General features: G+C 68.6%; 17 protein-coding genes and 1 pseudogene. 11 read left to right on the forward strand and 7 right to left on the reverse strand.

The window, feature by feature from the left end; translation table 11 throughout:
• Positions 1-51 precede the first annotated feature (51 nt).
• The 4 genes from KXD97_RS13005 to KXD97_RS13020 all read right to left on the reverse strand — a co-directional run bounded on the left by KXD97_RS13005 (position 52) and on the right by KXD97_RS13020 (position 4,068).
• Positions 52-954 (reverse strand): alpha/beta fold hydrolase, encoded by a 903-nt coding sequence (locus tag KXD97_RS13005; RefSeq protein ID WP_260757179.1) that lies wholly within the window; start codon positions 952-954, stop codon positions 52-54.
• A gap of 290 nt (positions 955-1,244) precedes the next feature.
• On the reverse strand, positions 1,245-2,600 hold the full coding sequence (locus tag KXD97_RS13010; protein ID WP_260757180.1) for an AarF/ABC1/UbiB kinase family protein: 1,356 nt from the start codon (positions 2,598-2,600) through the stop codon (positions 1,245-1,247).
• 74 nt (positions 2,601-2,674) lie between these two features.
• Positions 2,675-2,992 carry a hypothetical protein gene (locus KXD97_RS13015; protein ID WP_260757181.1) on the reverse strand — a complete coding sequence of 106 codons (318 nt, stop codon included), beginning with the start codon at positions 2,990-2,992 and terminating at the stop codon, positions 2,675-2,677.
• A 65-nt stretch (positions 2,993-3,057) separates the two neighbouring features.
• Positions 3,058-4,068, reverse strand: a complete 1,011-nt coding sequence (locus KXD97_RS13020; protein WP_260757182.1) for an oxygenase MpaB family protein — start codon at positions 4,066-4,068, stop codon at positions 3,058-3,060.
• A gap of 135 nt (positions 4,069-4,203) precedes the next feature.
• Here KXD97_RS13020 and KXD97_RS13025 point away from each other — a divergent pair, with 135 nt between their 5' ends.
• Complete coding sequence (locus KXD97_RS13025) at positions 4,204-4,800, forward strand: TetR/AcrR family transcriptional regulator (RefSeq protein ID WP_260757949.1); 597 nt, start codon at positions 4,204-4,206, stop codon at positions 4,798-4,800.
• A gap of 94 nt (positions 4,801-4,894) precedes the next feature.
• Here KXD97_RS13025 and KXD97_RS13030 read toward each other — a convergent pair whose 3' ends face one another.
• Both KXD97_RS13030 and KXD97_RS13035 read right to left on the reverse strand, forming a co-directional pair.
• Positions 4,895-5,500: a DinB family protein gene (locus tag KXD97_RS13030; protein ID WP_260757183.1), complete on the reverse strand. Its 606-nt coding sequence runs from the start codon at positions 5,498-5,500 to the stop codon at positions 4,895-4,897.
• A gap of 1 nt (position 5,501) precedes the next feature.
• On the reverse strand, positions 5,502-6,038 hold the full coding sequence (locus KXD97_RS13035; RefSeq protein ID WP_260757184.1) for a DinB family protein: 537 nt from the start codon (positions 6,036-6,038) through the stop codon (positions 5,502-5,504).
• Between the two features lie 62 nt (positions 6,039-6,100).
• Between KXD97_RS13035 and KXD97_RS13040 the strand changes: the two genes are divergently transcribed.
• Positions 6,101-7,054: a YafY family protein gene (locus KXD97_RS13040; protein WP_260757185.1), complete on the forward strand. Its 954-nt coding sequence runs from the start codon at positions 6,101-6,103 to the stop codon at positions 7,052-7,054.
• A 16-nt stretch (positions 7,055-7,070) separates the two neighbouring features.
• Here the strand turns inward: KXD97_RS13040 and KXD97_RS13045 are convergent, their stop codons facing one another.
• Positions 7,071-7,421, reverse strand: a complete 351-nt coding sequence (locus tag KXD97_RS13045; RefSeq protein WP_260757186.1) for a hypothetical protein — start codon at positions 7,419-7,421, stop codon at positions 7,071-7,073.
• 161 nt (positions 7,422-7,582) lie between these two features.
• Between KXD97_RS13045 and KXD97_RS13050 the strand changes: the two are divergent.
• The 9 genes and pseudogenes from KXD97_RS13050 to KXD97_RS13090 all read left to right on the forward strand — a co-directional run bounded on the left by KXD97_RS13050 (position 7,583) and on the right by KXD97_RS13090 (position 23,224).
• Positions 7,583-11,718, forward strand: a pseudogene (locus KXD97_RS13050) (NEW3 domain-containing protein).
• Entirely contained in the window at positions 11,715-12,320 is a 606-nt protein-coding gene (locus KXD97_RS13055; RefSeq protein ID WP_260757188.1) for a malonyl CoA-ACP transacylase, read from the forward strand. The pseudogene KXD97_RS13050 and the gene KXD97_RS13055 overlap by 4 nt, the downstream one beginning before the upstream one ends.
• A complete protein-coding gene (locus KXD97_RS13060) occupies positions 12,320-13,243 on the forward strand; it encodes an ROK family protein (RefSeq protein WP_260757189.1) in 924 nt (307 codons plus the stop codon). The genes KXD97_RS13055 and KXD97_RS13060 overlap by 1 nt, the downstream gene beginning before the upstream one ends.
• A 254-nt stretch (positions 13,244-13,497) precedes the next feature.
• On the forward strand, positions 13,498-14,037 hold the full coding sequence (gene rplJ / locus KXD97_RS13065) for a 50S ribosomal protein L10 (RefSeq protein ID WP_260757190.1): 540 nt from the start codon (positions 13,498-13,500) through the stop codon (positions 14,035-14,037).
• 40 nt (positions 14,038-14,077) lie between these two features.
• Positions 14,078-14,470, forward strand: a complete 393-nt coding sequence (gene rplL, locus KXD97_RS13070) for a 50S ribosomal protein L7/L12 (protein ID WP_260757191.1) — start codon at positions 14,078-14,080, stop codon at positions 14,468-14,470.
• A gap of 188 nt (positions 14,471-14,658) precedes the next feature.
• On the forward strand, positions 14,659-15,732 hold the full coding sequence (locus KXD97_RS13075) for an ABC transporter ATP-binding protein (RefSeq protein WP_260757192.1): 1,074 nt from the start codon (positions 14,659-14,661) through the stop codon (positions 15,730-15,732).
• 324 nt (positions 15,733-16,056) lie between these two features.
• Entirely contained in the window at positions 16,057-17,724 is a 1,668-nt protein-coding gene (locus tag KXD97_RS13080; RefSeq protein ID WP_260757193.1) for an alpha/beta hydrolase, read from the forward strand.
• Positions 17,725-17,794: 70 nt separating this feature from the next.
• Positions 17,795-19,435 (forward strand): hypothetical protein, encoded by a 1,641-nt coding sequence (locus tag KXD97_RS13085; RefSeq protein ID WP_260757194.1) that lies wholly within the window; start codon positions 17,795-17,797, stop codon positions 19,433-19,435.
• 285 nt (positions 19,436-19,720) lie between these two features.
• Positions 19,721-23,224, forward strand: a complete 3,504-nt coding sequence (locus KXD97_RS13090) for a DNA-directed RNA polymerase subunit beta (protein WP_260757195.1) — start codon at positions 19,721-19,723, stop codon at positions 23,222-23,224.
• Positions 23,225-23,282: the final 58 nt, after the last annotated feature.

A 23,282-nucleotide genomic window follows, 5' to 3' on the forward strand; every position in this document is an offset into this window, starting at 1 on the left:
CCCTGCCGAGGATGCTACGCGCACTTCACCGAACGTGCTTTGACGCGAAAGTCAGGGAGCTTCGGCGAACGTGGTCTTCAGTTCTCCGACGATGTCGTCCCACAGGGGCTCGGGCAATTCGTGGCCCATGCCGTCGAACAACACGAGGCGGGCGCCGGGGATCGCCCGGGCGACGGCCCGGCCGCCCGACGGCCGCATCAGCTTGTCCGCCTTGCCGTGGATGACCACCGTCGGCGCGGTCGTCTGCCGGTTGTAGCGCCGCAGGCTGCCGCTGCCCAGGATCGCGGCGAAGTGCCTGGCGACCCCGGCCGGGTAGTAGCTGCGGTCGTACCCTTCGATCGCATCGGCGCGCAGCCGCTCCTCGGTCGCCGGATAACCCGGGCTGCCGATGATCCGGGCCACCCGCACCGCGTTCTCGATGACCGCCTCGCGATCAGAACCCTTGGGGCGCTGCAGAATTGCGGCGAGTTGGCGTGGTCCGGGAGGCGGCAGCGCCGCCTGGTTGTTGCTGGAGAAGATCACCCCGAGTGATCTGGTACGGATCTGGTGGCGGGCGGCGAAGATCTGGGCGATCATGCCGCCCATCGACCCGCCCACCACGTGCGCGCTGTCGATTGACAGGTGGTCGAGCAGCGCCGCCGCGTCGTCGGCCATGTCTTCGAGCGTGTACGCGGCGGGGCTCGGCAGCCCGACCAGTGACCGCGCCATCCGCGGCACCAGCGGGGCACCGGAATGGTGGTGGGGCAGCTTGCTGGACAGGCCGACGTCGCGGTTGTCGAACCGGATGACCCGCAGGCCCTGGTCGGTGAGCTTCTCGCAGAAACCCTTGCGCCACAACAGCAATTGGGCGCCCAGGCCCATGATCAGGAGAACGGCCGGGTCGTTCGCGTCGCCCATGTCCTCGTAGTGGATGTCCAGCTCACCCGACTTCGCCGTCCCTACCCGGACCTCCACCAAACCTCCAGTGTCTTGTCGCTGTTCATGTGCCCGCTTACCACTATGACAATGTGTGACATCTGCGGCGAACAGCAGGTACCCCGTGAGGAAAGAGATGTGAGAGCGCGCCTGCCCGTGTAGCGTTTTGCGCGGTCGGCCGAGGCCGGTGGGCTGTTGCCCGAAGTCGCCGTCGAGTCGTGCTTCGGCTCGTCGTGGAACCGGTACGGCATGGAGCACCGGTTTGCCGCGTCGCGAACATGGACTGGACCGACGTCACCGACGTGCTCAGCGTGCGGGCGCGATAGCGGTCAGGTTTCCAGTTCGTCGGAATGCTCGCGACTGACCTCCACCATGAAGTTCGCGAAGTACCCCGTCAGCGCCGGATCGCTCATCATCTGCCAGTTCGGCGCCAACAGCTTCATGTAGCGCTCCACGTAAAGGAACTGTTTGCCGATGAGCACCAGCTCGCGCGGCAGCTTCACGTCGTACGCGTCGGAAAGTGCGGAGAGCTGCTTGCCGATCTCGGCGTAACTCAGATCGCCCAGCGACTTCAGTGTCAGCGGGGTGGCAAACTTCTCCAGGTCCTTGGCGGCCTCGGCTTCGGGCTTGACGGTCCCGACCGCGCCCATCAGCACGACGATCTTGCCCGCGGCGGCGTGGTCCTTCTTGACCAGCAGCGCGTACACCAGTTCGCGCAGCAGCCATCGGGTGCGCGGGTCGATGCGGCCCATGATGCCGAAGTCGAAGAACACGATCTTGCCGTCGTCGTCGACGTACAGGTTGCCCGCGTGGAGATCGCCGTGGAACAGGCCGTGGCGCAGGCCGCCCTCGAACACGCTGAACAGCAGCGCCTTGACCAGCTCCGTGCCGTCGAACCCCTTCTTGCGGATCGCGGCGACGTCGTCGATGCGCACACCCGTCACGCGCTCCATCGTCAGCACCCGCTCGCTGGTCAGGTCCCAGTACACCTGCGGCACCCGGATGTTCGTGCCGAGCGGGGAGGCGTGCATGTGCGCGACCCACGCGTCCATCGACTGCGCCTCCAACCGGAAGTCGAGTTCCTCGGCCAGATTGTCGGCGAAATCGGCTACCACATCCTGCGCGGAGAGCCGCTGCCCGAGCTTGGCGAACTCGACCAGGCAGGCGCCGCGCTTGAGGATCTGCAGGTCGGCGGCGACCCGGCGGCGGATGCCCGGCCGCTGGATCTTGACCACCACCTCCTCGCCGGTGTGCAGGGTGGCGTAGTGGACCTGGGCGATGGAGGCCGACGCGAACGGCTTCTCGTCGAACGACTTGAACAGATTCTGCGGCTCGTTGCCGAGTTCCTCCCTGAACAGTTTGTGAACGGCGTCGGTGTCGGCCGGCGGCACCCGGTCCAGCAGGCTGCGGAACTCGCGGCTGAGTGGTTCACCGAAGGCACCCGGGCTGGATGCGATGATCTGGCCGAACTTGACGTAGGTGGGTCCGAGATCGGCGAATGCCTGCGGGACCTCTTTGACGATCTTCTGCGCAAGAGAGCCGCGTCCGGTGAGTTTGGTCAGGACGCGCGCGCCGGTCCGGGTGATCTGCCAGCCGGTCGCTCCGATGCGGGCTGCCTCGGCCGGAAGCGGTACCCGGTCCAGCCTGGCAACGTCGCGGTGGGATGGTTTCCGCGGTGCAGTCATCTCTGCAGTGTCTCAAAAGCCGCGAGGCGGGCGAAAAAGCTGTGGATCAGGTCACACGGCAGAAAGCGCGTCGCTCAGGCGGCGCACATGCCGGGCGGGGCGACGGCGACCGCGGCGGAGGTGCTGTCGGTCAGCTTGGCCCCCGGTGAGGGTTTCTGACCGCACACCTCCCACGTCGCCGGGTTCATCGGCGTGTGCGCGGTGGTGTTGATGACCCTGGTGCCGAGTTCGCGACCGGTGATCCCGGAAAACATCTCCTTGGCGGTCTGCAGCGTCATGCCCTCGAACGAGGGCATTTCCATCGGCTCGGGCTGCGCGGTGGCGCTGGCCATTCCCAACGCTGCGGCGGTGAGCGTGGCTGCGGTACAGCCCGCGGCGAGGAACTTTCGCATCGATCTCCCCCTCGGTGACTGGTTCGGCCCCCCGGCCCTCACTCACGCTAACCCATGTGCCGCGCTCAGGCGAAGGCGTCTTCGAGTTCGGTCCGGGTCCGCACCGGATCGTCGCCCGGCCGGTAGGACGGCAGTGTGTGCGGCGCCAGCTCCGGGTCGAGACCGTCGGTGACGCGCGCTCTGGCCTGTTCGAATTCCGGGACCGGGCCCGATGCGGCGTGCAATCCGTTGATGACAGACCACACCATGGCGCGCCGCGCCGTGCGCTCCAGGATGTTCGGATCGCGATGCTGGATCAGGCCTTTCGCCCAGGACGGCATCGCGTCGCGCATCGCCCAGTTGAGTGCGGCCTGCGGCAGCGGCAGATTCGGGCCGGTGGCCATCGCGGTGCCGTAGGTGACCGCCAGCTTGGGCAGATAGGACTTCAGGCAGTCCAGTGTCTCGGCCTTGGTGGTGGGCAGGTCGGTGCCGCCGAGCGCGTGCCCGACCCGAACGAACTCCCCGTAGTAGCGGTCGAGCTTCTTACCGCGCAGCGGCTGCGGGTGGTAGAGCTCGTGGGCGGTGGCGATACCCCACACCACCGTCGCGTAGTTCCAGCGCAGCCACTCGGGGTCGTCGGCGTCGTACCTGGCGCCGTCCGGACGGGTTCCCTTGACGGTGTGGTGCATCGAGCGCACCGCCAGCGCGAGGCGTTCCGCGGTCGCGGTCGAGCCGTAGGCGGTGCCGATGAAGAACGCGACCGAATGGCCGAGCCGGACCAGCGCGCCCTTGGGGTCGATCTCGGGCATCGGATCGTCTCTGGACTCCGGCTTGACGAGGCGCGAGTGGTGGATGCCCATCCAGTAGATCGACGGGTCGAGACGCTCGATGAACGCCGCGCACTGCAGCCCGAACACCAGCGCCTCCATGTGCGAGTGCACGTGCCAGACGGCGCTGCGGGGCCCGAACCAGCCGGGATCGCCGAGCGGACCGGCGAAGTCCATCCCCTTGAAGAAGTGCCGACGGATGTCCTGGTCGAACCGTTTGTCCACCACGTTCTGCACGGCCTGCTGGGCGATCTGATGCGGCAGGAACATTCGGGCGCCTCCGAAAAGTTGGTCACGGGTGTGCCCAGAATATCGTCTGGGTACGCCTGTGGCCAGAACCACTACGCTGTAGCGGTGTCCAATGCCCCGTCCAGATCGGCGGCGACCCCGCCGGCGGCCAGTCCGGTGGCGAGCCCGACGAGGTGGGCCGGTGTGTCGCTGGCCGACCGACGGGCCGAGCGTCGCGCGCTGCTCGTCGAAGCCGCGTTCCGGCTGTTCGGCGACGGCGGTGAGCCCGCGGTGTCGGTGCGCTCGGTGTCCCGGGAGGCCGGGCTGAACACCCGTTACTTCTACGAGAGCTTCCGTGACACCGACGACCTGCTGGGCGCGGTGTACGACCGGGTGAGCGCCGAACTCGCCGCGGTGGTCGAGGAGGCGATGTCCCGGGCCGGAGAGTCCCTGCCCGCGCGCACCCGCGCGGGGATGACCGCGGTGTTGCACTTCAGTTCCGCCGACCCGCGTCGCGGACGGTTGCTGTTCACTGATGCGCGGGCCAACCCGGTGCTGACGGCGCGACGGGCCGCCACCCAGGATCTGCTGCGGGAGGCGGTGCTGACCGAAGGGTGGCGGCTGCACCCCGACTCCGACCCGACGGCTGCGGTGGTGGGCGCCGCGATGTACACCGGCGCGATGGCCGAACTCGCCCAGCAGTGGCTGGCGGGGCACCTCGGTGACGACCTCGAAGCCGTGGTCGGCTACGCGCTGCGGCTCGTGCTGCGCTGACTCCTCTGCCGCCGAAATTGCACCCAGCGCGATGATTCGGCGACTTGACGCGCGTGGAATGCGATTTCGGCGCTTGAGAAGGGCGGCTCGTCAGTCAGGCTGGGGAAGACGCCGGGGTGAACGGCTTGAGCCACTCGGTCTCGGGCCAGCCCTCCAGCCCGGCGACCAACTCGTACAGGGTGGCGCCGTCGATGCTCTCCCGGATGATGTCGCCCTGGCCGGCGTGCCGGGCGAGCTCCTCGATCATGTGGAAGAACACCCAGCGCACCGACCAGGCAGGCACGTCCTTGGGAAACCACGGCACCTGCTGCGGAATGGGTACTGCTGCACCGAGGTCGCATGTCTGCAACAGGTGCAGCGTCTCGGTGTTCTGCCGGTCGAACGCGGTCAGGAGGTCGGCGAGGGTCTCGTCGTCGCGCATCACGAACTGGTCGTCGTAATCGGCGGCCTGATCCTGAATCGGACGCGTGTCGCTCTCGCACATGTGCGGCGCGGCGGCCACCCGCTCCATCCAGCCGCGTTGGCAGAAGGTGACGTGCTTGATCAGCCCGCCGATCGACATCGCGCTCACCGACGGCTTGGACCGCGCCTGGGCGTCGGTGAGGCCGTACGCGATCGCGTGGAAAGCATACTGCTGCGCGCGCAGGTACTCGGTGAGTCCGGCTCGCTCGTCGGCGATCGGAGGGGGCATTGCAGGCATATCAGTTCTCCTTGGAGGTGTGGATGAAAAGGTCACGGAGCAAAGCGATTTCAGCTCCGTGGTGGATCACTTCGCGGTTGATGTGCAGCACCAGCGTCGCCATCGGCTCGTCGGCGTACGGACCCTCGGCGGGGCCGCACGGCGCGGCGAGGTCGGAGTCGGTGAGGACGCGCACGCCCGACGTCCAGCCGCGGTACGCGTCGTCGAGCTGGCGCAGTGCGGTCTCGGCGTCCGCGGCGTAGTCCCACGTCTGGTAGTCGGCCGGCGGGCCGCCGAAATGTGAGTGGGTGCGCATCGCGAGCACGCCGACGATCACGTGTGCCATCCGCCAGGCGATCGTGGTGAACGGCTCAGGCCGCGGCGGTGGATACGCGAAGTCCGGAAACAGCCGCGCGCCGTCCCTGCGCACGGTCCAGCAGCCGGGCACCGGTTCCCAGAAGTACTCCTCGTCGGTGAGGCCGTCGAGGCGGGGCCGGAGCTGACGGGTCCAGTGCCAGTCGAGCTGCTCGGCCAGGGAGGAAGCGACGTCGGTGCTCATGGAGTACACCCTGGCAGCCATTGAGGACAGTTTCTGTCCTACAACTGAGGCAGACTGTCGACATGGCGGAGACGACCGGCCGGACACTGCAGCTGCTGGGTCTGTTGCAGTCGCGCCGGGTGTGGAGTGGCGAGGAACTCGCCGAGCGGCTCGGGGTGACGACGCGCAGCGTGCGGCGCGATGTCGACCGGCTCCGGGAGCTGGGCTATCCGGTGCACGCCAGCACCGGGCACGGCGGCGGCTACCAGCTCGGCGCCGGCGCCGCGCTGCCGCCGCTGCTGCTCGACCCGGACGAGGCCGTGGCCATGGCGGTCTGTCTGCGGGTGGCTGCGGGAGGCAGCGTGGCCGGGGTGGGCGAGTCGGCGCTGCGGGCACTGAGCAAGCTGGATCAGGTGATGCCGGCGCGGCTGCGCTCGCAGGTCGCCGCTGTCCACGACACGACGGTGACGCTGGGATCGGCGACCGACACCCCGGTTGAGCCCGACGTGCTGATGACGCTCGCGCGCGCCAGCCGCGACCACGAGCACGTCACCGCCGGCTACGTGGACGTCCGCGGGAACGTGACCCGGCGGCGGCTGGAGCCGTATCAGCTGGTGACGACCGGGCGGCGCTGGTATCTGCTGTGCTTTGACCGAGACCGCGACGACTGGCGCAGCCTGCGGCTGGACCGGATGTCGGACGTGCACGCGGTGGGAACGACGTTCACGCCGCGGGAAGCGCCCGACGCCGCCGCCTACGTGCAGCACGCGATCTCGTCGTCGCCCTACCCGTACGTGGCGCGGGTGCGGTACTTCGCCCCGCGGGACGCGGTCGCTCGGGTGTTCCCCGCGGCGTCGGTGACCGTGCAGTCCGACGGGCCGTACGCGTGCATCCTGACCACCGGCGCCGACGACCCTGAACGCATGGTGCCGTGGCTGGCCATGCCGGGCTGCGACTTCGAGGTGCTGGAACCGCCCGAGGTCATCGCCGCGGTGCGGGTGGTGGCGGACCGGATCGCGCGCGCGGCCCGCAGATGACGGTCAGCCCGTCAGATCACCAGTCCCCGATGGCCGGGCCGGTCGGGAAGCCGCCGCGGAACGGCCGGGACTTGCTGCCCTGGACCGCTTTGGTGCTGTCGCGGACCTCGCCCTGCGCGTGCACGATCCCGGCGTCGGCGACGCGCGCCTCGGAGATGCCGCGCGCGACACCGAAGTCGTTGATCCGGATCACGGAGTTCTCCGAGGCCTGCCGGCTCTTCACGGTCGGGCCGGGGGCCACCTTCCGAACGTCCGCCTCTGCCGAGCCTGCGCCAAGGCCGATGAACGCGGCCGCGCCGAACGCGCCGATAGCTGCTATTCCGAGCACTTTCGCGGTGCGGGCGAGGGCTCGGGAGGGGGCGGTCATCGGCAATCTCCTTCAGTCACGGGTCAGCGAGCGTTTCGTACCTGGTCGCCGCAGATGATGCCACAGGGTGTCTGTTCACATACAGCTAATCCACAGCCACGCGGGTCACAGGCTTAACTGATCACCGATATTCGGCCTCCCGGAAGCCGTAGGGTGCTGGCGTGGACATCACCTCCGCCGAGTCGACGGAGCTGTTCACCGGGCCGTCCGACATGCCGTGTCAGGTGGTGCGGGTGAGCTACCGGGACTGCTCGGTGCCGGTGCCGGTGCCGGTGCCGGTGCGGGTGGTGGGGCCGGGTCTGCAGACCGTCGGCGACCCGCCGGCGCGTCCCGGCCAGTCGACCGTCGAGGTGTCCGTCCGGGTTTCCGATCCGGTGCCGGGCCGGCGTCGCGCCGCCCGCGCGGAGGCCGACGGCAGCTGGGCCGAATTCGACTTCGTCGACGCCGAACCCGGCTGGACCATGTTCATGGTCAGCCACTTCCATTACGACCCGGTGTGGTGGAACACCCAGGCCGCCTACACCAGCGTGTGGACCGAGGACCCGCCCGGGCGCTGCCGGCAGACCAACGGCTTCGAACTAGTCTGCGCGCACCTGGAGATGGCCAGACGTGAACCGGAGTACAAGTTCGTGCTCGCCGAGGTCGACTACCTCAAGCCGTACTGGGACACCCATCCGCAAGACCGGGCTGACCTGCGCAGACTCGTCGCCGAGGGCCGTGTCGAGATCATGGGCGGCACCTACAACGAGCCCAACACGAACCTGACCGGACCGGAGACGGCCATCCGTAACTTCGTGCACGGCAGTGGCTTCCAGCGCGACGTGCTGGGGGCCGCGCCGGCCACCGCGTGGCAGCTCGACGTGTTCGGACACGACCCCCAATTCCCGGCGATGGCCGCCGACGCCGGCTTGACGTCGAGTTCGTGGGCACGCGGACCGCACCACCAGTGGGGTCCGATGGCCTCCGAGAACGGCCGGGCCGGCGACCCCGGGCGCATGCAGTTCGCCAGCGAGTTCGAGTGGATGGCGCCGTCCGGGCGCGGACTGCTCACCCACTACATGCCCGCGCACTACGCGGCAGGCTGGTGGATGGACTCGTCGGCGTCGCTGCGTGACGCCGAGGCCGCGACCTACGAGCTGTTCACCGGGATGAAGAAGGTCGCGCTGACCCGGAACGTGCTGCTGCCCGTCGGCACCGACTACACCCCGCCCAACAAGTGGGTCACCGACATCCACCGGGACTGGAACGCGCGCTACACCTGGCCGCGGTTCGTGTGCGCGCTGCCCCGGGAGTTCTTTGCTGCGGTCCGGGCCGAACTCGACGCCACGGGCAGGTCGGCTTCCCCACAGACCCGGGACATGAACCCGATCTACACCGGCAAGGACGTGTCCTACATCGACACCAAGCAGGCCAACTGCGCCGCGGAACTGGCCGTGTCCGAGGGCGAGCAGTTCGCGGTCTTCGCCGGTCTGCTGACCGGTGCCACCTACCCCGAAGCCGCGCTGGCCAAGGCCTGGGTGCAGTTGGCGTACGGCGCCCACCACGACGCCATCACCGGATCGGAATCCGACCAGGTCTACCTCGACCTGTTAACCGGGTGGCGTGACGCGTGGCAGCTGGGGTCGGCGGCCCGTGACGGGGCACTGGTACTGCTGTCCAGGGTGGTCGGCGGGTCGATCGTGGTGTGGAACTCGTTGTCGCACAAACGCTCCGACGTGGTTACGCTTCACGTCGACGAGCCGCTCGCCGGGCACCTCGTCGACAGCGACGGCCGGAACGTGCCGGTGCTGGTGGAGGACGACGGGCACACGCTGACCTGGATCGCCCGTGACGTGCCGTCGATGGGCTGGCGCTCCTACCGGCTGGTGCGTGACGGCGTGTCCTCATCGTGGGAAGCGGCCGGGGGCGCCGACATCGGTAACGAGCATTACCGGCTCGCCGTCGACGGCGCCCGCGGAGGCGGGATCAGCTCGCTGCGCGCCGGCGGGCGGGAACTGATCGCCGACGGCCGCGTCGGCAACGAGCTGGCCGTGTATCAGGAGTATCCGGCGCATCCGGTGGCCGGGGAGGGTCCCTGGCACCTGCTGCCGATGGGGCCGCTGGTCACATCCGCCGAACATCCGGCCACCGCGGTGCGCGCCTTCCGCAGCGACCTCGGTGAACGCGTCGTCGTGCGCGGCGCGATCCCCGGACTGCTGCGCTACACGCAGACAGTGACGTTGTGGCGCGGTGTCGACAGGGTGGACTGCCGGACCACGATCGACGACTTCCGCGGTCGGGACCAGCTGGTGCGGTTGCGCTGGCCCTGCCCCGTGCCCGGCGCGATGCCGGTCAGCGAGGCCGGGGCCGCGGTGGTCGGCCGCGGTTTCGCCCTGCTCCACGAGCCCGGATCCGCCACGTCGGTCGACACCGCGGTGCATCCGTACACGCTGGACAATCCGGCCCACGGTTGGTTCGGCCTGTCCTCGGCGATGCGGGTGCGTTTCCGCGGGGGCGCGGTGCGCGCGGTGTCGGTCGCCGAGGTGGTCTGCCCGGTGGTCGACGACGACGTCCGCGCTCTCATCGCCGCCCTCGGCCGTGCCGGCGTGACCGCGACCTGCAGCTTGGCCGACGCGCCGCGCTACGGTGACCTGTCGGTGGACTCCAACCTGCCCGATATGCGCATCACCATCGGGCATGTCGACGAAAACTCTTTCACGGCACAGGTTCTCGACGATGCCCCGGCGGCCGCGCGGCTGTGGGTGCCGGCCGCGCAGCCGTTGCGCGACGTGTGGGTGCCCGGAGCCGACCTACGTGATCCCGCCGCGCTGCCGGTACTGGTCGTCGGTGCCGTCGGGGACACCGCGGCGGCGGTGGCGGCGCTGGTCGAGGATCTGGCCGACGCGGAGATCCTCGTCGACCAGGACGTCGTGGAACCCTTCGAAGCCCGCACGGTCGCGGTGATGACCCGCGGTGTGCCCGGGTTCGCCGTCGAGTCCGACGGCACGCTGCACTCGTCGCTGATGCGCTCGTGCACCGGATGGCCGTCGGGCACCTGGATCGACCCGCCCCGACGCGCCGCCCCCGACGGATCCGGCTTCGGGCTGCAGCACTGGACTCACCGGTTCGACTACGCACTCGTCGCCGGCGACGGCGACTGGCGGGACTGCGACATTCCCTCCCGCAGTGCAGAATTCAGTCAGCCGCTGGTCGCCGTGTCGGCCCGCCGCCACGCCGGCGCCGGCGGCCTGCCACCCTGGGGTTCGCTGCTGGAGGTGCAGCCCGAGGGGGCGGTGCGGGTCACCGCGCTCAAGGCGGCGGGCAATCCGACGGCGCGCGGCAGTGCCCGGCACGCCGACCCGGCCGACGGCGTCGTGGTGCGGATCGCCGAGATGCTGGGCCGCCCGGCCCGGGTCTCGCTGCAGTCCGGACTGCGCCACATCGCCGAACCCCAGCGGCTGAACCTCGTCGAAGAGCCGCTGACAGCAGCGCACGGCCCGCTCGACGGATACGAGATCGCCACCCTGAGAACGCAATTGAACTTTCCCCGGGTGGCGCACGCCGATCAGGTGTCACTGGCCCCGGATGCCGAACCGGTGCAGCCCCTCTACGCCAGGTACTGGCTGCACAACCGCGGGCCGGCGCCGCTGGGCGGACTCCCCGCGGTGGCGCACCTGCACCCGCACCGCCTGGACGTCGCCGCCGGTGCCCTCATCCCGCTCCGGCTCACCGCCGTCAGTGACGCCACCGACACCGCGCTGCACGGCATGGTGCGCGTCCTCGCACCGCCCGGCTGGGACACCGGGGTTGTCGACCTGCCGTTCATGCTGCCGCCCGGAGACCATCTGGAATCGACTGTCGATGTCGCGGTGCCCGCCGACGTCGCGCCCGGCCTGTATCCGGTGCGCGCCGAGCTCGCCGCCACCGGCGCGGCGATCCCCACGTCCTGGCATCAGACCGTCGAGGACGTGGCGGTGCTGTCGGTCGGGCGCCACGACGACCGGCTGCTGCGACTGGTCGCCGACCCCGGCGACGTCGACGTCGAGGCGGGGTCAGCTGCGCGGCTGAGCGTCACGGTCGGCACGGACGCCCACACCGACCTGACCGTGGAGGCGCACCTGATTTCACCGTGGGGAACGTGGGAGTGGCTGACGCCCAACATCACCGGCGGCGTGATTCCCCCGCGGGGCACGTGCGAGCTGGTCTTCGACGTCACCCCCCGAGATGGACCGAGCCGGGGCAGTGGTGGGCGCTGATCCGCGTCGCGGCTGCCGGGGAGCTGGTGTACTCCCCGGCGGTCCGGGTGAGGGTGTCGTGACTGCCATCGCGGCGACGGTCGGAGCGCACACCGTCACCGTCGCCGACATCGACGCGCGCGAACAGGCCCTGCGCGCCGGACCCCGGCAGTACGCGCTGCCGCGGCCCGGCACCGCCGAAGCGAGGCAACTGCGCCGCTGGCTCACCCAGGTGCTCGTCGCCGAACGAGTCGTGGCGGCCGCGTCGGCCGGACTCGATGCGGCGGCCGTGCCCACCGAGGACGAGTTGCTGCCCGACACCGTCGCCCGCCTGGAGATCGGCAGCGTCGCCGCGGCCACCCTGGCCGACCCCGCTGCCCGCGCGGTGTACGTCGCGGTCACTTCCGACGTGACCGTCACCGACGAGGCCGTCGCCGCCTATCACGCCCGAAATCCCCTGCGGTTCAGCCACACCCAGCCAGCCGGGGGTGGCTGGCGCCGTCCGTCCACCGCGGCGGCACTCGGCGATGTGCGCGCGGAGATCGCCACGCACCTGCTGGCCGCTGCCCGGCGGCGGGCCTATCGCAGGTGGCTCGATTCCCGTTGTGCCGAAATGGTCACGCTCTACGAGGGATATGAGCACCCCGGGGATCCCCGGCAGCCCGACAACACCCATAGGCATTGATGTCCGATCTCACCCTCGCGCTCGACATCGGCGGCACCAAGATCGCCGCCGGTGTCGTTGCCGCCGACGGCACCCTGGTCCACCGCGCCCAGCGGCCCACCCCCGACGGCGACGCCGAAACCGTGTGGGCCGTCGTCGCGTCACTGCTCACCGAGACCGTGGACGCCGCACCCGGCCCGGTGTCGGCGGTCGGCGTCGGGTCCGCCGGACCCATCGACGTCCCGGCCGGAACCGTCAGCCCCATCAACATCCCCGAATGGCTGCGGTTCCCGATCGTCGAGCGCGTCGCCGAGCTCACCCGGTTGCCGGTCACGCTCGGCGGGGACGGGTTGTGTATGACGCTGGGCGAATGGTGGAGGGGCGCCGGGCGGGACGCCCGGTTCCTGCTGGGGATGGTGGTGTCGACCGGGATCGGCGGCGGGCTGGTGCTCGACGGCGCCCCCTATCGCGGCCGCAGCGGCAACGCCGGACATGTCGGGCACGTCGTCGTCGAACCCGGCGGTGCGCCGTGTGCGTGTGGCGGCCGCGGCTGCGTCGAGACCGTTGCGTCGGGTCCACACCTGGCCGCGTGGGCCCGGGAGAACGGATGGGCGGGCGGAACCGATGCCCGAGCGCTGGCCGACGCGGCCGGCCGCGGGGATCCGGTGGCACTGCGCGCGTTCGGACGCGGCGCGGACGCCCTGGCGCGGATGATCGTGTCGGTGGGCGCGGTGTGCGACCTCGATCTGGTGGTCGTCGGCGGCGGGGTCGCCAAGGCCGGCGCGCTGTTGTTCGACCCGCTGCGCGCGGCGGTGGCCGGCTACGCCGGCTTGGACTTCTTGCACGGTCTGCAGGTCGTGCCCGCCGCGCTCGGCGGCGACGCCGGCCTGGTGGGGGCCGCCGCACTGGCGCGGCACAGCGCGCGATCACACCGTTTTGGCTGATCGTGGTACGGCACGCTATCCTGGCTCGGTTCCACCGAAGACCGTCGGTCACCGATGAGCGCTTGCTTCGAGTGCTCAAGTATCGGTTGAAGGTCCCGGGTTCACCCGGGCGGCCCACGCAGGAGGACGAGGCCGGCACGTTCTGACGTGCTTCTGTATGCGCCCCGACCTGTCTGCGTCGGGGCGCTTGTGTTTTCCCGGACCCTCGTGATCTGCCGGTTGGTGGACGTCCCAACCATCACGAGGAGGCAAGCATGGCCAAGGCTGACAAGGCCACCGCGGTCGCCGACATCGCCGAGAAGTTCAAGGAGGCGACGGCCACCGTCGTCACCGAATATCGCGGCCTGACGGTGTCCAACCTTGCCGAGCTGCGTAGGTCGCTGGGTTCGTCGGCGACCTACACCGTCGCCAAGAACACCTTGGTGAAGCGTGCCGCGGCAGAGGCCGGCATCGAGGGGCTCGACGAGCTCTTCACCGGCCCGACCGCGATCGCGTTCATCGAAGGTGAGCCGGTTGACGCCGCCAAGGCGCTCAAGAAGTTCGCCAAGGACAACAAGGCGCTGGTCGTCAAGGGCGGCTACATGGACGGTCGCGCGCTGTCCGTCTCCGAGGTCGAGAAGATCGCCGACCTGGAGTCGCGCGAGGTGCTGCTGTCCAAGCTGGCCGGCGCGATGAAGGCGAAGCAGTCCCAGGCCGCGGCGCTGTTCGTGGCGCCTGCGTCCCAGGTCGCTCGCCTGGCCGCAGCTCTGCAGGAAAAGAAGGCCGCAGGGGATTCAGCAGAATCCGCTGCTTGATACCAAGACCACCCACAGAAGTAACTAGGAAGGACCAATCATGGCCAAGCTGTCCACCGACGAATTGCTCGACGCGTTCAAGGAAATGACCCTGCTGGAGCTCTCTGAGTTCGTGAAGCAGTTCGAGGAGACCTTCGACGTCACCGCTGCGGCTCCGGTCGCCGTCGCCGCTGCCGGCCCCGCCGCCGGTGGTGCCCCCGCCGAGGCCGCCGAGGAGCAGTCGGAGTTCGACGTCATCCTCGAAGGTGCCGGCGACAAGAAGATCGGCGTCATCAAGGTCGTTCGCGAGATCGTCTCCGGCCTGGGTCTCAAGGAAGCCAAGGACCTCGTCGACAGCGCCCCCAAGCCGCTGCTGGAGAAGGTCAACAAGGAGGCCGCCGAGGACGCCAAGGCCAAGCTCGAGGCTGCCGGCGCGTCGGTCACCGTCAAGTAGTTCGCCGCAATCGCGAAGCTGTGGGGCCGGTCTGGCAAACAGACCGGCCCCACAGTTGTCTGATCGGAAAGCGGGCAGGCGGTCTCGGCGGACCGAGTGTTGCCGCGCAAGCGCGTAGGTTACAGTGACTCAAGCCACAGGTGTGAAATTCTGTGGCGACATGTTCGGCTTTGGTGGAAGGAATTCGCGTGGGCATTGGCATTCAGATTGAGGGGCTGACCAAGTCCTTCGGAGCCCAGCGAATTTGGGAAGATGTCACCTTCGACCTGCCCGCCGGTGAGGTCAGCGTGCTGCTGGGCCCGTCCGGTACCGGTAAGTCGGTGTTTCTGAAGTCGCTGATCGGCCTGCTGCGCCCCGAGCGCGGCAAGATCATCGTCGACGGCACCAACATCATCGAGTGCTCGGCCAAGGAGCTCTACGAGATCCGCACGCTGTTCGGCGTCATGTTCCAGGACGGCGCGCTGTTCGGCTCGATGAGCCTCTACGACAACACCGCGTTCCCTCTTCGTGAGCACACGAAGAAGAAGGAAAGCGAGATCCGCAAGATCGTCATGGAGAAGCTGGACCTGGTCGGTCTGGGAGGTGACGAGAACAAGTTCCCCGGTGAGATCTCCGGTGGTATGCGCAAGCGTGCCGGCCTGGCCCGTTCGCTGGTGCTCGACCCGCAGATCATCCTCTGTGACGAGCCGGACTCGGGCCTGGACCCGGTGCGTACCGCGTATCTGTCCCAGCTGCTGATCGACATCAACGCCCAGATCGACTGCACGATTCTGATCGTCACGCACAACATCAACATCGCGCGCACGGTGCCCGACAACATGGGCATGCTGTTCCGCAAGAAGCTGGTGATGTTCGGGCCTCGCGAGGTGCTGCTGACCAGCGATGAACCGGTGGTCAAGCAGTTCCTCAACGGCCGTCGTATCGGCCCGATCGGTATGTCGGAGGAGAAGGACGAGTCGACGATGGCCGAAGAGCAGGCCATGATCGACGCCGGTCACCACGACGGTGGTGTCGAGGAGATCGAAGGGGTGCCGCCGCAGGTCCAGGCCACCCCGGGCATGCCGGAGCGCCAGGCCGTGGGCCGTCGCCAGGCCCGCGTGCGCGAGATCATGCACACCCTGCCGCCGGCCGCGCAGGCCGCGATCCGCGACGACCTCGAAGGCACACACCAGTACCCCACCCACGAGTTCGCTGGGGAACCGGCACACCGCCACGACGACGACGCTCCGACCGGCCGTATCCCGGTCGCCGGCGAGCGCTGATCGCCGTCCTTAGGTAAGTCCCTGCGCCCGGCGTCTGCTGGGCTGCGCTGACGCGCGCGTCCCTGTGGCGCGCGCGTCTTTTTTTGTGTCCGTCTAGCGCGTTGTCGCGCCATTGCCCGACGCCGGCGTTGCTGATTCTGTGTCGATGGAATCGAAATCCGCATCGGACCTGCTCCAGGAGTAGGTGCAGTCGGCTTCAGCAGCGCGTAGAACACTGGTTTCAACCGACATGAGCATCAGCGTCAATTTCCTCTTGAAAATTTAAGCCGCTTGCCTATACAGTTTGCCAGAATCGCATGTCGGCGCACGAAACCCGGGAGAGAGATGGTCGACCGCTATCGAGTGTGGCTGGGAGCAGGCGTCCTCGCAGGCGGGGTTTCGGCGGCGATGCTGGCCGGGGCCGGCGTCGCGGCCGCCGATGACGGCGCCCCGTCCGCGGGCGGCAGTCAGGCCTCGACCGGGGCCGACGACAACGACAACGCTGCGCCGAACGCGGGCCCGTCCGAGGACGGCGAGACCCAGACCGAAGGCGGCGAAGAGACCGAAGGCGACGAGACCGAGGACGACGACGAGACCGAGGACGACGACGAGACCGAGGACGACGACGAGTCCAGCGACGACGACCAGGGCGGCGACTACGGGAAAGACGCCCCCGCCGGGGAGTTCCCCAAGCCCGACGATGCGATCCCGGCGACCGACCCCTCCGCCGAACCCGAACCCGAGCCCGCGACCGAGGCAAAGGCCGAGGCCGAGCCTGTCGCCATAGAACCGGTGCCGGCCGCAGAATTGGCGCCCGATGTGGTGGAGTCCGCGCCCGAGGCGCCGTCGACGCTGGTGGAGTCCATCGAGACCGACCTCGCGGCGCCCGAAGGCGCCGCGGTCATGCGGGTCGCCGCCACCGGGTCGCCGTGGACCGGCGCCTCGGCGTTCAACCTCTTCGACGTCGTCGAGGACCTCAGCACGATGTTCTACAACTGGTACACCGGCACGATGCAGTTCCTGGCCGGGCCGCCACGTGCACCGTTCGGGAGCCGGGTCCGGGTGGAGCGGTCTTCGCTGACGCTGGCCAACGGCGTCGTGGTCTCCGCCGACTGGTACTTCCCGCCCGGTAAGACCGAGCCGAAAGGCCTGATCTACCTGCAGCACGGCATGCTCGCGAGTGCTGCGTTCTACAGCGCCACCGCGGCGTATCTCGCCGAGAAGACCAACAGCATCGTGGTCGCGCCGACGCTGACCTGGAACGTCTTCGACACCGACGACTACCCGTTGATGTTGCCGAGCACGCACCGCGTCGTCGCCGACCTGTTCACCGGTGACCGCGCCGCGCTCACTGCCAGCGCGCGCGAGGCCGGTTTTCACGGCGTGCTGCCGACCAGGCTGGTGCTGGCCGGCCACTCTGCCGGCGGTGGCCTGGCCGTCGGTGCGGCGCGATACCTGGTCGAGCGCGGTGGAGCCGACGCTCTCGCGGGGGTCGTAATGCTCGACGGTGCGGGCCTGGTCGGCGTGTTGAGCGCCGACCTGGCGAAGATCCCGCGATCGATTCCGGTGTACAACCTCGCCGCCGTCCCCGATTCGTGGAACAACCGCGGGCATGCGAGCGCACGCCTGCAGCAGGCCCGGCCCGACATGTTCACCGGCGTGCTCGTGCAGGGCGGGCACCACTCCGACTCGATGCAGAGCGCCAGCGGGATCGTGCAGTTCATGGCCTATCTCGCGACCGGTTTCTCGTCACCGTGGAACGTGGAGGCCAACGAGATCCTGACCGCCGGCTGGATCAACGACATGCTTGACGGCACCTACACCGAACGGCTGTACCGGTCGTCGGTGTCACCGGTCAGCCTGGTCACCGGATCCTGGTTCGCGCCGCCGTCGAGCGTGCAGCTCAACGGCCCAACCCCGTATGCGGCAGCCGCGATGGACGTGTGCCCGGTGGCTCCGGTCGTGGCCGTGTGCACGGATCCACTGCCGCGCCGCGATCCCGTCCGGGTGTGATTTAGGCAAACCACGTCGGGGCCCCGGCCACCGCGATACGTTTCTGCCCGATCGGACGAAGGGGTCAGCGATGGGCGACCGGCTGTCGGTGTTGGTGGGTGCCGGCGTGATCACCGCCGGGGTGTCGGCGGCATTGCTGGCCGGCGCCGGCGTGGCGGCCGCGGAGTCCGAAACGGCCGACGCGACGGCCACGTCGGAGTCCTCGCAGGCAGAACCGAGTGCGCCCACCGACACCGACGAGGACAAGAGCGCCGACGAAGCCGAAGAACCCGCGGAGGTCGAAGAACCCGCGGAGGTCGAAGAACGCGCGGAGGCCGAAGAACGCGCGGAGGTCGAAGAACCCGCGGAGGCCGAAGAACCCGACGAGGTCGCCCCCGAGGAACCAGCCGAGGAACCCACACAGCGGCGGACCGACGTGATCGCTGCTTCCGAACGCCGCGATGACATTGCGGTGGCCGCGCCCGCTCGGGAGGCCGGCCAGACGACGCTGGCCTCGTTCACCGCGACTCGACCCGAAGTGGCCGCGGAGTCCACGGCCGCGGCCCCGAAACAAGAGACACTGCTCAGCGCCCTGGGCGCCGTCGTGTTCAACATCTATACCTTCGCCGTCCGCGTCCTCGGCGGTCCGCCGCTGCTGCCGTGGGGTAGCACCGTCACCGTCCGCAGCTCGTCGCTGACGATCGACTGCGGGGACGGCTACGAGGTTCCGGCCGACTGGTACGTGCCCGCAGGTACGCCGCCGACGCGCCTCATCCATCTGCAGCACGGCTTCCTCGCGTCGGGCGCGTTCTACAGCCACACCGCGGCCCGGCTGGCCGAGGCCACCCACAGCATCGTCGTCGCCACGTCGCTGACGTCGAACTTCCTGGCCTGTGACGGCTGCTGGGTCGGGGGATCGCCGATGCACAAGGCGGTGGCCGGCCTGTTCACCGACGGCAACACCGCGCTGGCGCAGAGCGCGCTGGCCGCCGGCTACAGCAGCACACTGCTCGATGGCGTGCGCAAGGTCGCGCTGGTGGGCCACTCCGCCGGCGGCGGGCTCGCAGCCGGCGCCGCGGGATACATGAGCCAGAACGCGACGTTCACCAAGCTCGCCGGCGTGGTCATGCTCGACGGTGTCGGCTTCGGCGACGTCACGCCGCGCGCCCTGGCCAAGCTGCCCGCCGACTTTCCCATCTACAACCTCGGGGCGAAGTCCTACTACTGGAACCTGTCCGGGGCGACCAACACCGCGCTGGAGCAGTGGCGGCCAGGCGGCTTCAACGGCGTCAAGCTCGCACACGGATCCCACGGTGACACGATGACCGGCGGCAACCTGCTGATCCAGGCGTCGATGAACCTGATCACCGGATGGCCGAGGCCGGCCAACGTCAGGGCCGCCGAGATGATCAGCGCCGGGTGGCTCACCGACATGTTCGCCGGGGCGCCGTCGCCGTCGTCGGGCTACTACGGCGCTCCCGGTGACACCCTGACGATCCACACCAGCCGGGGCGCGGCGACCGCGTACGTGCTTCCCGGACCGGCCGAGCGTCAGACCTTTCTCGACTGGCTGTTCAGCTACGGTGCGACGATCTTGTTCGGGATCGACTTCGCCACCTGCGCGGTCGACCCGGACGAAGTCTTCACAGAAAACTCCACAAACACCGCGTCATCTCTTGACGGAAGGGCGAAACCGCGCCAATCTATTGGCCAGCAATGTGTGCATGGATGACAGCAGTTGGGACCGCCGGCCAGCGACCGGAGTTCCGTAGCGCACCGTGCTGCCTCGAGGGTTGAGGAATAGGCCGTCCTGCGCTATCGTTGGACGTTGCGCTGGCTGAATCCTGCCCACCTCGCTCTTTCCGACCCGCACTAATCATGTGGTCCTAGCCTGAGCCCCCGCTCAGCGATCTAGACGCATGCCGTGCGTCCGGGTGGTTGGTGAAGCCGGCCGAACCGACGCAGAAACGCGGCGAATACGGGATCGGCTCCTCCGGTTCCCGAACAGCCGCATTAGGTGCTGGAAGGATGCATCTTGGCAGGGTCCCGCCAGATCGAGTCAACCACTAACAACTCCGTTCCCGGAGCACCAAACCGAATTTCCTTTGCCAAGCTCCGCGAACCGCTTGAGGTTCCGGGGCTTCTCGACGTTCAGACCGAGTCGTTCGAGTGGCTGATCGGCGCCGAGGACTGGTTCCGGCGCGCGGCCGAGCGCGGCGACGTAGACCCCAAGGGCGGTCTCCAGGAGGTTCTCGAAGAGCTCTCGCCGATCGAGGACTTCTCGGGCTCGATGTCCCTGTCGTTCTCAGATCCGCGCTTCGACGAGGTCAAAGCGCCGGTCGACGAGTGCAAAGACAAGGACATGACGTACGCGGCACCGCTGTTCGTCACGGCCGAGTTCATCAACAACAACACCGGTGAGATCAAGAGCCAGACGGTCTTCATGGGTGACTTCCCGATGATGACCGAGAAGGGCACCTTCATCATCAACGGCACCGAGCGTGTCGTGGTGAGCCAGCTGGTGCGTTCGCCCGGTGTGTACTTCGACGAGTCGATCGACAAGTCGACGGAGAAGACGCTGCACAGCGTCAAGGTGATCCCCGGCCGCGGCGCGTGGCTGGAGTTCGACGTCGACAAGCGCGACACCGTCGGCGTCCGCATCGATCGCAAGCGCCGTCAGCCCGTCACCGTGCTGCTCAAGGCGCTCGGCTGGACCAACGAGCAGATCACCGAGCGCTTCGGCTTCTCCGAGATCATGATGAGCACGCTGGAGAAGGACAACACCGCAGGCACCGACGAGGCGCTGCTGGACATCTACCGCAAGCTGCGGCCGGGCGAGCCCCCCACCAAGGAGTCCGCGCAGACCCTGCTGGAGAACCTGTTCTTCAAGGAGAAGCGCTACGACCTGGCCCGCGTGGGCCGCTACAAGGTCAACAAGAAGCTGGGGCTGAACGCCGGCCAGCCGATCACGAGCTCGACGCTGACCGAAGAGGACGTCGTCGCGACCATCGAGTACCTGGTGCGCTTGCACCAGGGCGACCACACGATGACCGCCCCCGGCGGCGTTGAGGTTCCCGTCGAGGTCGACGACATCGATCACTTCGGCAATCGTCGCCTGCGCACCGTCGGCGAGCTGATCCAGAACCAGATCCGGGTCGGCCTCTCGCGTATGGAGCGCGTCGTGCGTGAGCGCATGACGACCCAGGACGTCGAGGCGATCACGCCACAGACCCTGATCAACATCCGTCCCGTCGTGGCGGCGATCAAGGAGTTCTTCGGCACCAGCCAGCTGTCGCAGTTCATGGACCAGAACAACCCGCTGTCGGGTCTGACCCACAAGCGCCGCCTGTCGGCGCTGGGCCCCGGCGGTCTGTCCCGTGAGCGTGCCGGCCTCGAGGTTCGCGACGTGCACTCCAGCCACTACGGCCGCATGTGCCCGATCGAGACTCCCGAGGGTCCGAACATCGGCCTGATCGGTTCGCTGTCGGTGTACGCCCGGGTCAACCCGTTCGGCTTCATCGAGACCCCGTACCGCAAGGTCATCGACGGTGTGGTCACCGACCAGATCGACTACCTGACCGCCGACGAGGAGGACCGCCACGTCGTGGCGCAGGCCAACTCGCCGCTGGACGCCGACGGCCGCTTCGAAGAGGAGCGCGTGCTGGTCCGCCGTAAGGGCGGCGAGGTCGAGTTCGTGTCGGCCGCCGAGGTGGACTACATGGACGTCTCGCCGCGCCAGATGGTGTCGGTCGCGACGGCGATGATCCCGTTCCTCGAGCACGACGACGCCAACCGTGCCCTGATGGGTGCCAACATGCAGCGCCAGGCGGTTCCGCTGGTGCGCAGCGAGGCCCCGCTGGTCGGCACCGGTATGGAGCTGCGCGCCGCGATCGACGCCGGCGACGTGGTCGTCACCGAAAAGGCCGGTGTGGTCGAGGAGGTCTCCGCGGACTACATCACCGTGATGGCCGACGACGGCACCCGGCACACCTACCGGATGCGCAAGTTCGCCCGCTCGAATCACGGCACCTGCGCCAACCAGCGTCCGATCGTGGACGCCGGGCAGCGCGTCGAGGCCGGTCAGGTCCTTGCCGACGGGCCCTGCACCGAGAACGGTGAGATGGCCCTGGGCAAGAACCTGCTCGTGGCGATCATGCCGTGGGAGGGTCACAACTACGAGGACGCGATCATCCTCAGCAACCGTCTGGTGGAGGAGGACGTGCTCACCTCGATTCACATCGAGGAGCACGAGATCGATGCCCGCGACACCAAGCTGGGCGCCGAGGAGATCACCCGGGACATCCCGAACGTCTCCGATGAGGTGCTGGCCGATCTCGACGAGCGCGGCATCATCCGCATCGGCGCCGAGGTCCGTGACGGCGACATCCTGGTCGGCAAGGTCACCCCGAAGGGCGAGACCGAGCTGACCCCCGAGGAGCGCCTGCTGCGTGCCATCTTCGGCGAGAAGGCCCGCGAGGTCCGCGACACGTCGCTGAAGGTGCCCCACGGTGAGTCCGGCAAGGTCATCGGCATCCGCGTGTTCAGCCGCGAGGACGACGACGAACTGCCCGCCGGCGTCAACGAGCTGGTCCGCGTCTACGTGGCCCAGAAGCGCAAGATCTCCGACGGCGACAAGCTCGCCGGACGCCACGGCAACAAGGGCGTCATCGGCAAGATCCTGCCCGTCGAGGACATGCCGTTCATGCCCGATGGCACCCCGGTGGACATCATCCTGAACACCCACGGTGTGCCGCGTCGTATGAACATCGGCCAGATCCTGGAGACCCACCTCGGGTGGGTCGCCAAGGCCGGCTGGAACATCGATGTGGCCGGCGGAACCCCGGATTGGGCGGCCAAGCTGCCCGAGCACATGCTCTCGGCCCCGGCCGACAGCATCGTGGCCACGCCGGTGTTCGACGGTGCGCAGGAAGGCGAGCTGCAGGGCCTGCTCGGCGCGACGCTGCCCAACCGTGACGGCGAGACCATGGTCAACGCCGACGGCAAGGCGGTGTTGTTCGACGGCCGCAGTGGCGAACCGTTCCCGTACCCGGTCACGGTCGGCTACATGTACATCCTCAAGCTGCACCACCTGGTGGACGACAAGATCCACGCCCGCTCGACCGGCCCGTACTCGATGATCACCCAGCAGCCGCTGGGCGGTAAGGCGCAGTTCGGTGGTCAGCGGTTCGGTGAGATGGAGTGCTGGGCCATGCAGGCCTACGGCGCGGCGTACACGCTGCAGGAGCTCCTGACGATCAAGTCCGACGACACCGTAGGCCGCGTCAAGGTGTACGAGGCGATCGTCAAGGGCGAGAACATCCCCGAGCCGGGCATCCCGGAGTCGTTCAAGGTGCTTCTCAAGGAGCTGCAGTCGCTGTGCCTCAACGTCGAGGTGTTGTCGTCTGACGGCGCGGCGATCGAGATGCGTGACGGCGACGACGAGGACCTGGAGCGCGCCGCTGCCAACCTCGGAATCAACCTGTCCCGCAACGAATCTGCCTCCGTCGAAGATCTCGCCTGACTCGCGGCACCGCCGCGGCGCTAAGTGTTATTGGCTACAAATCCCGCAAGGGGAAAGG

Origin of the sequence: Mycobacterium sp. SMC-8, assembly GCF_025263565.1 — a bacterium.
Lineage (GTDB): Bacteria > Actinomycetota > Actinomycetes > Mycobacteriales > Mycobacteriaceae > Mycobacterium.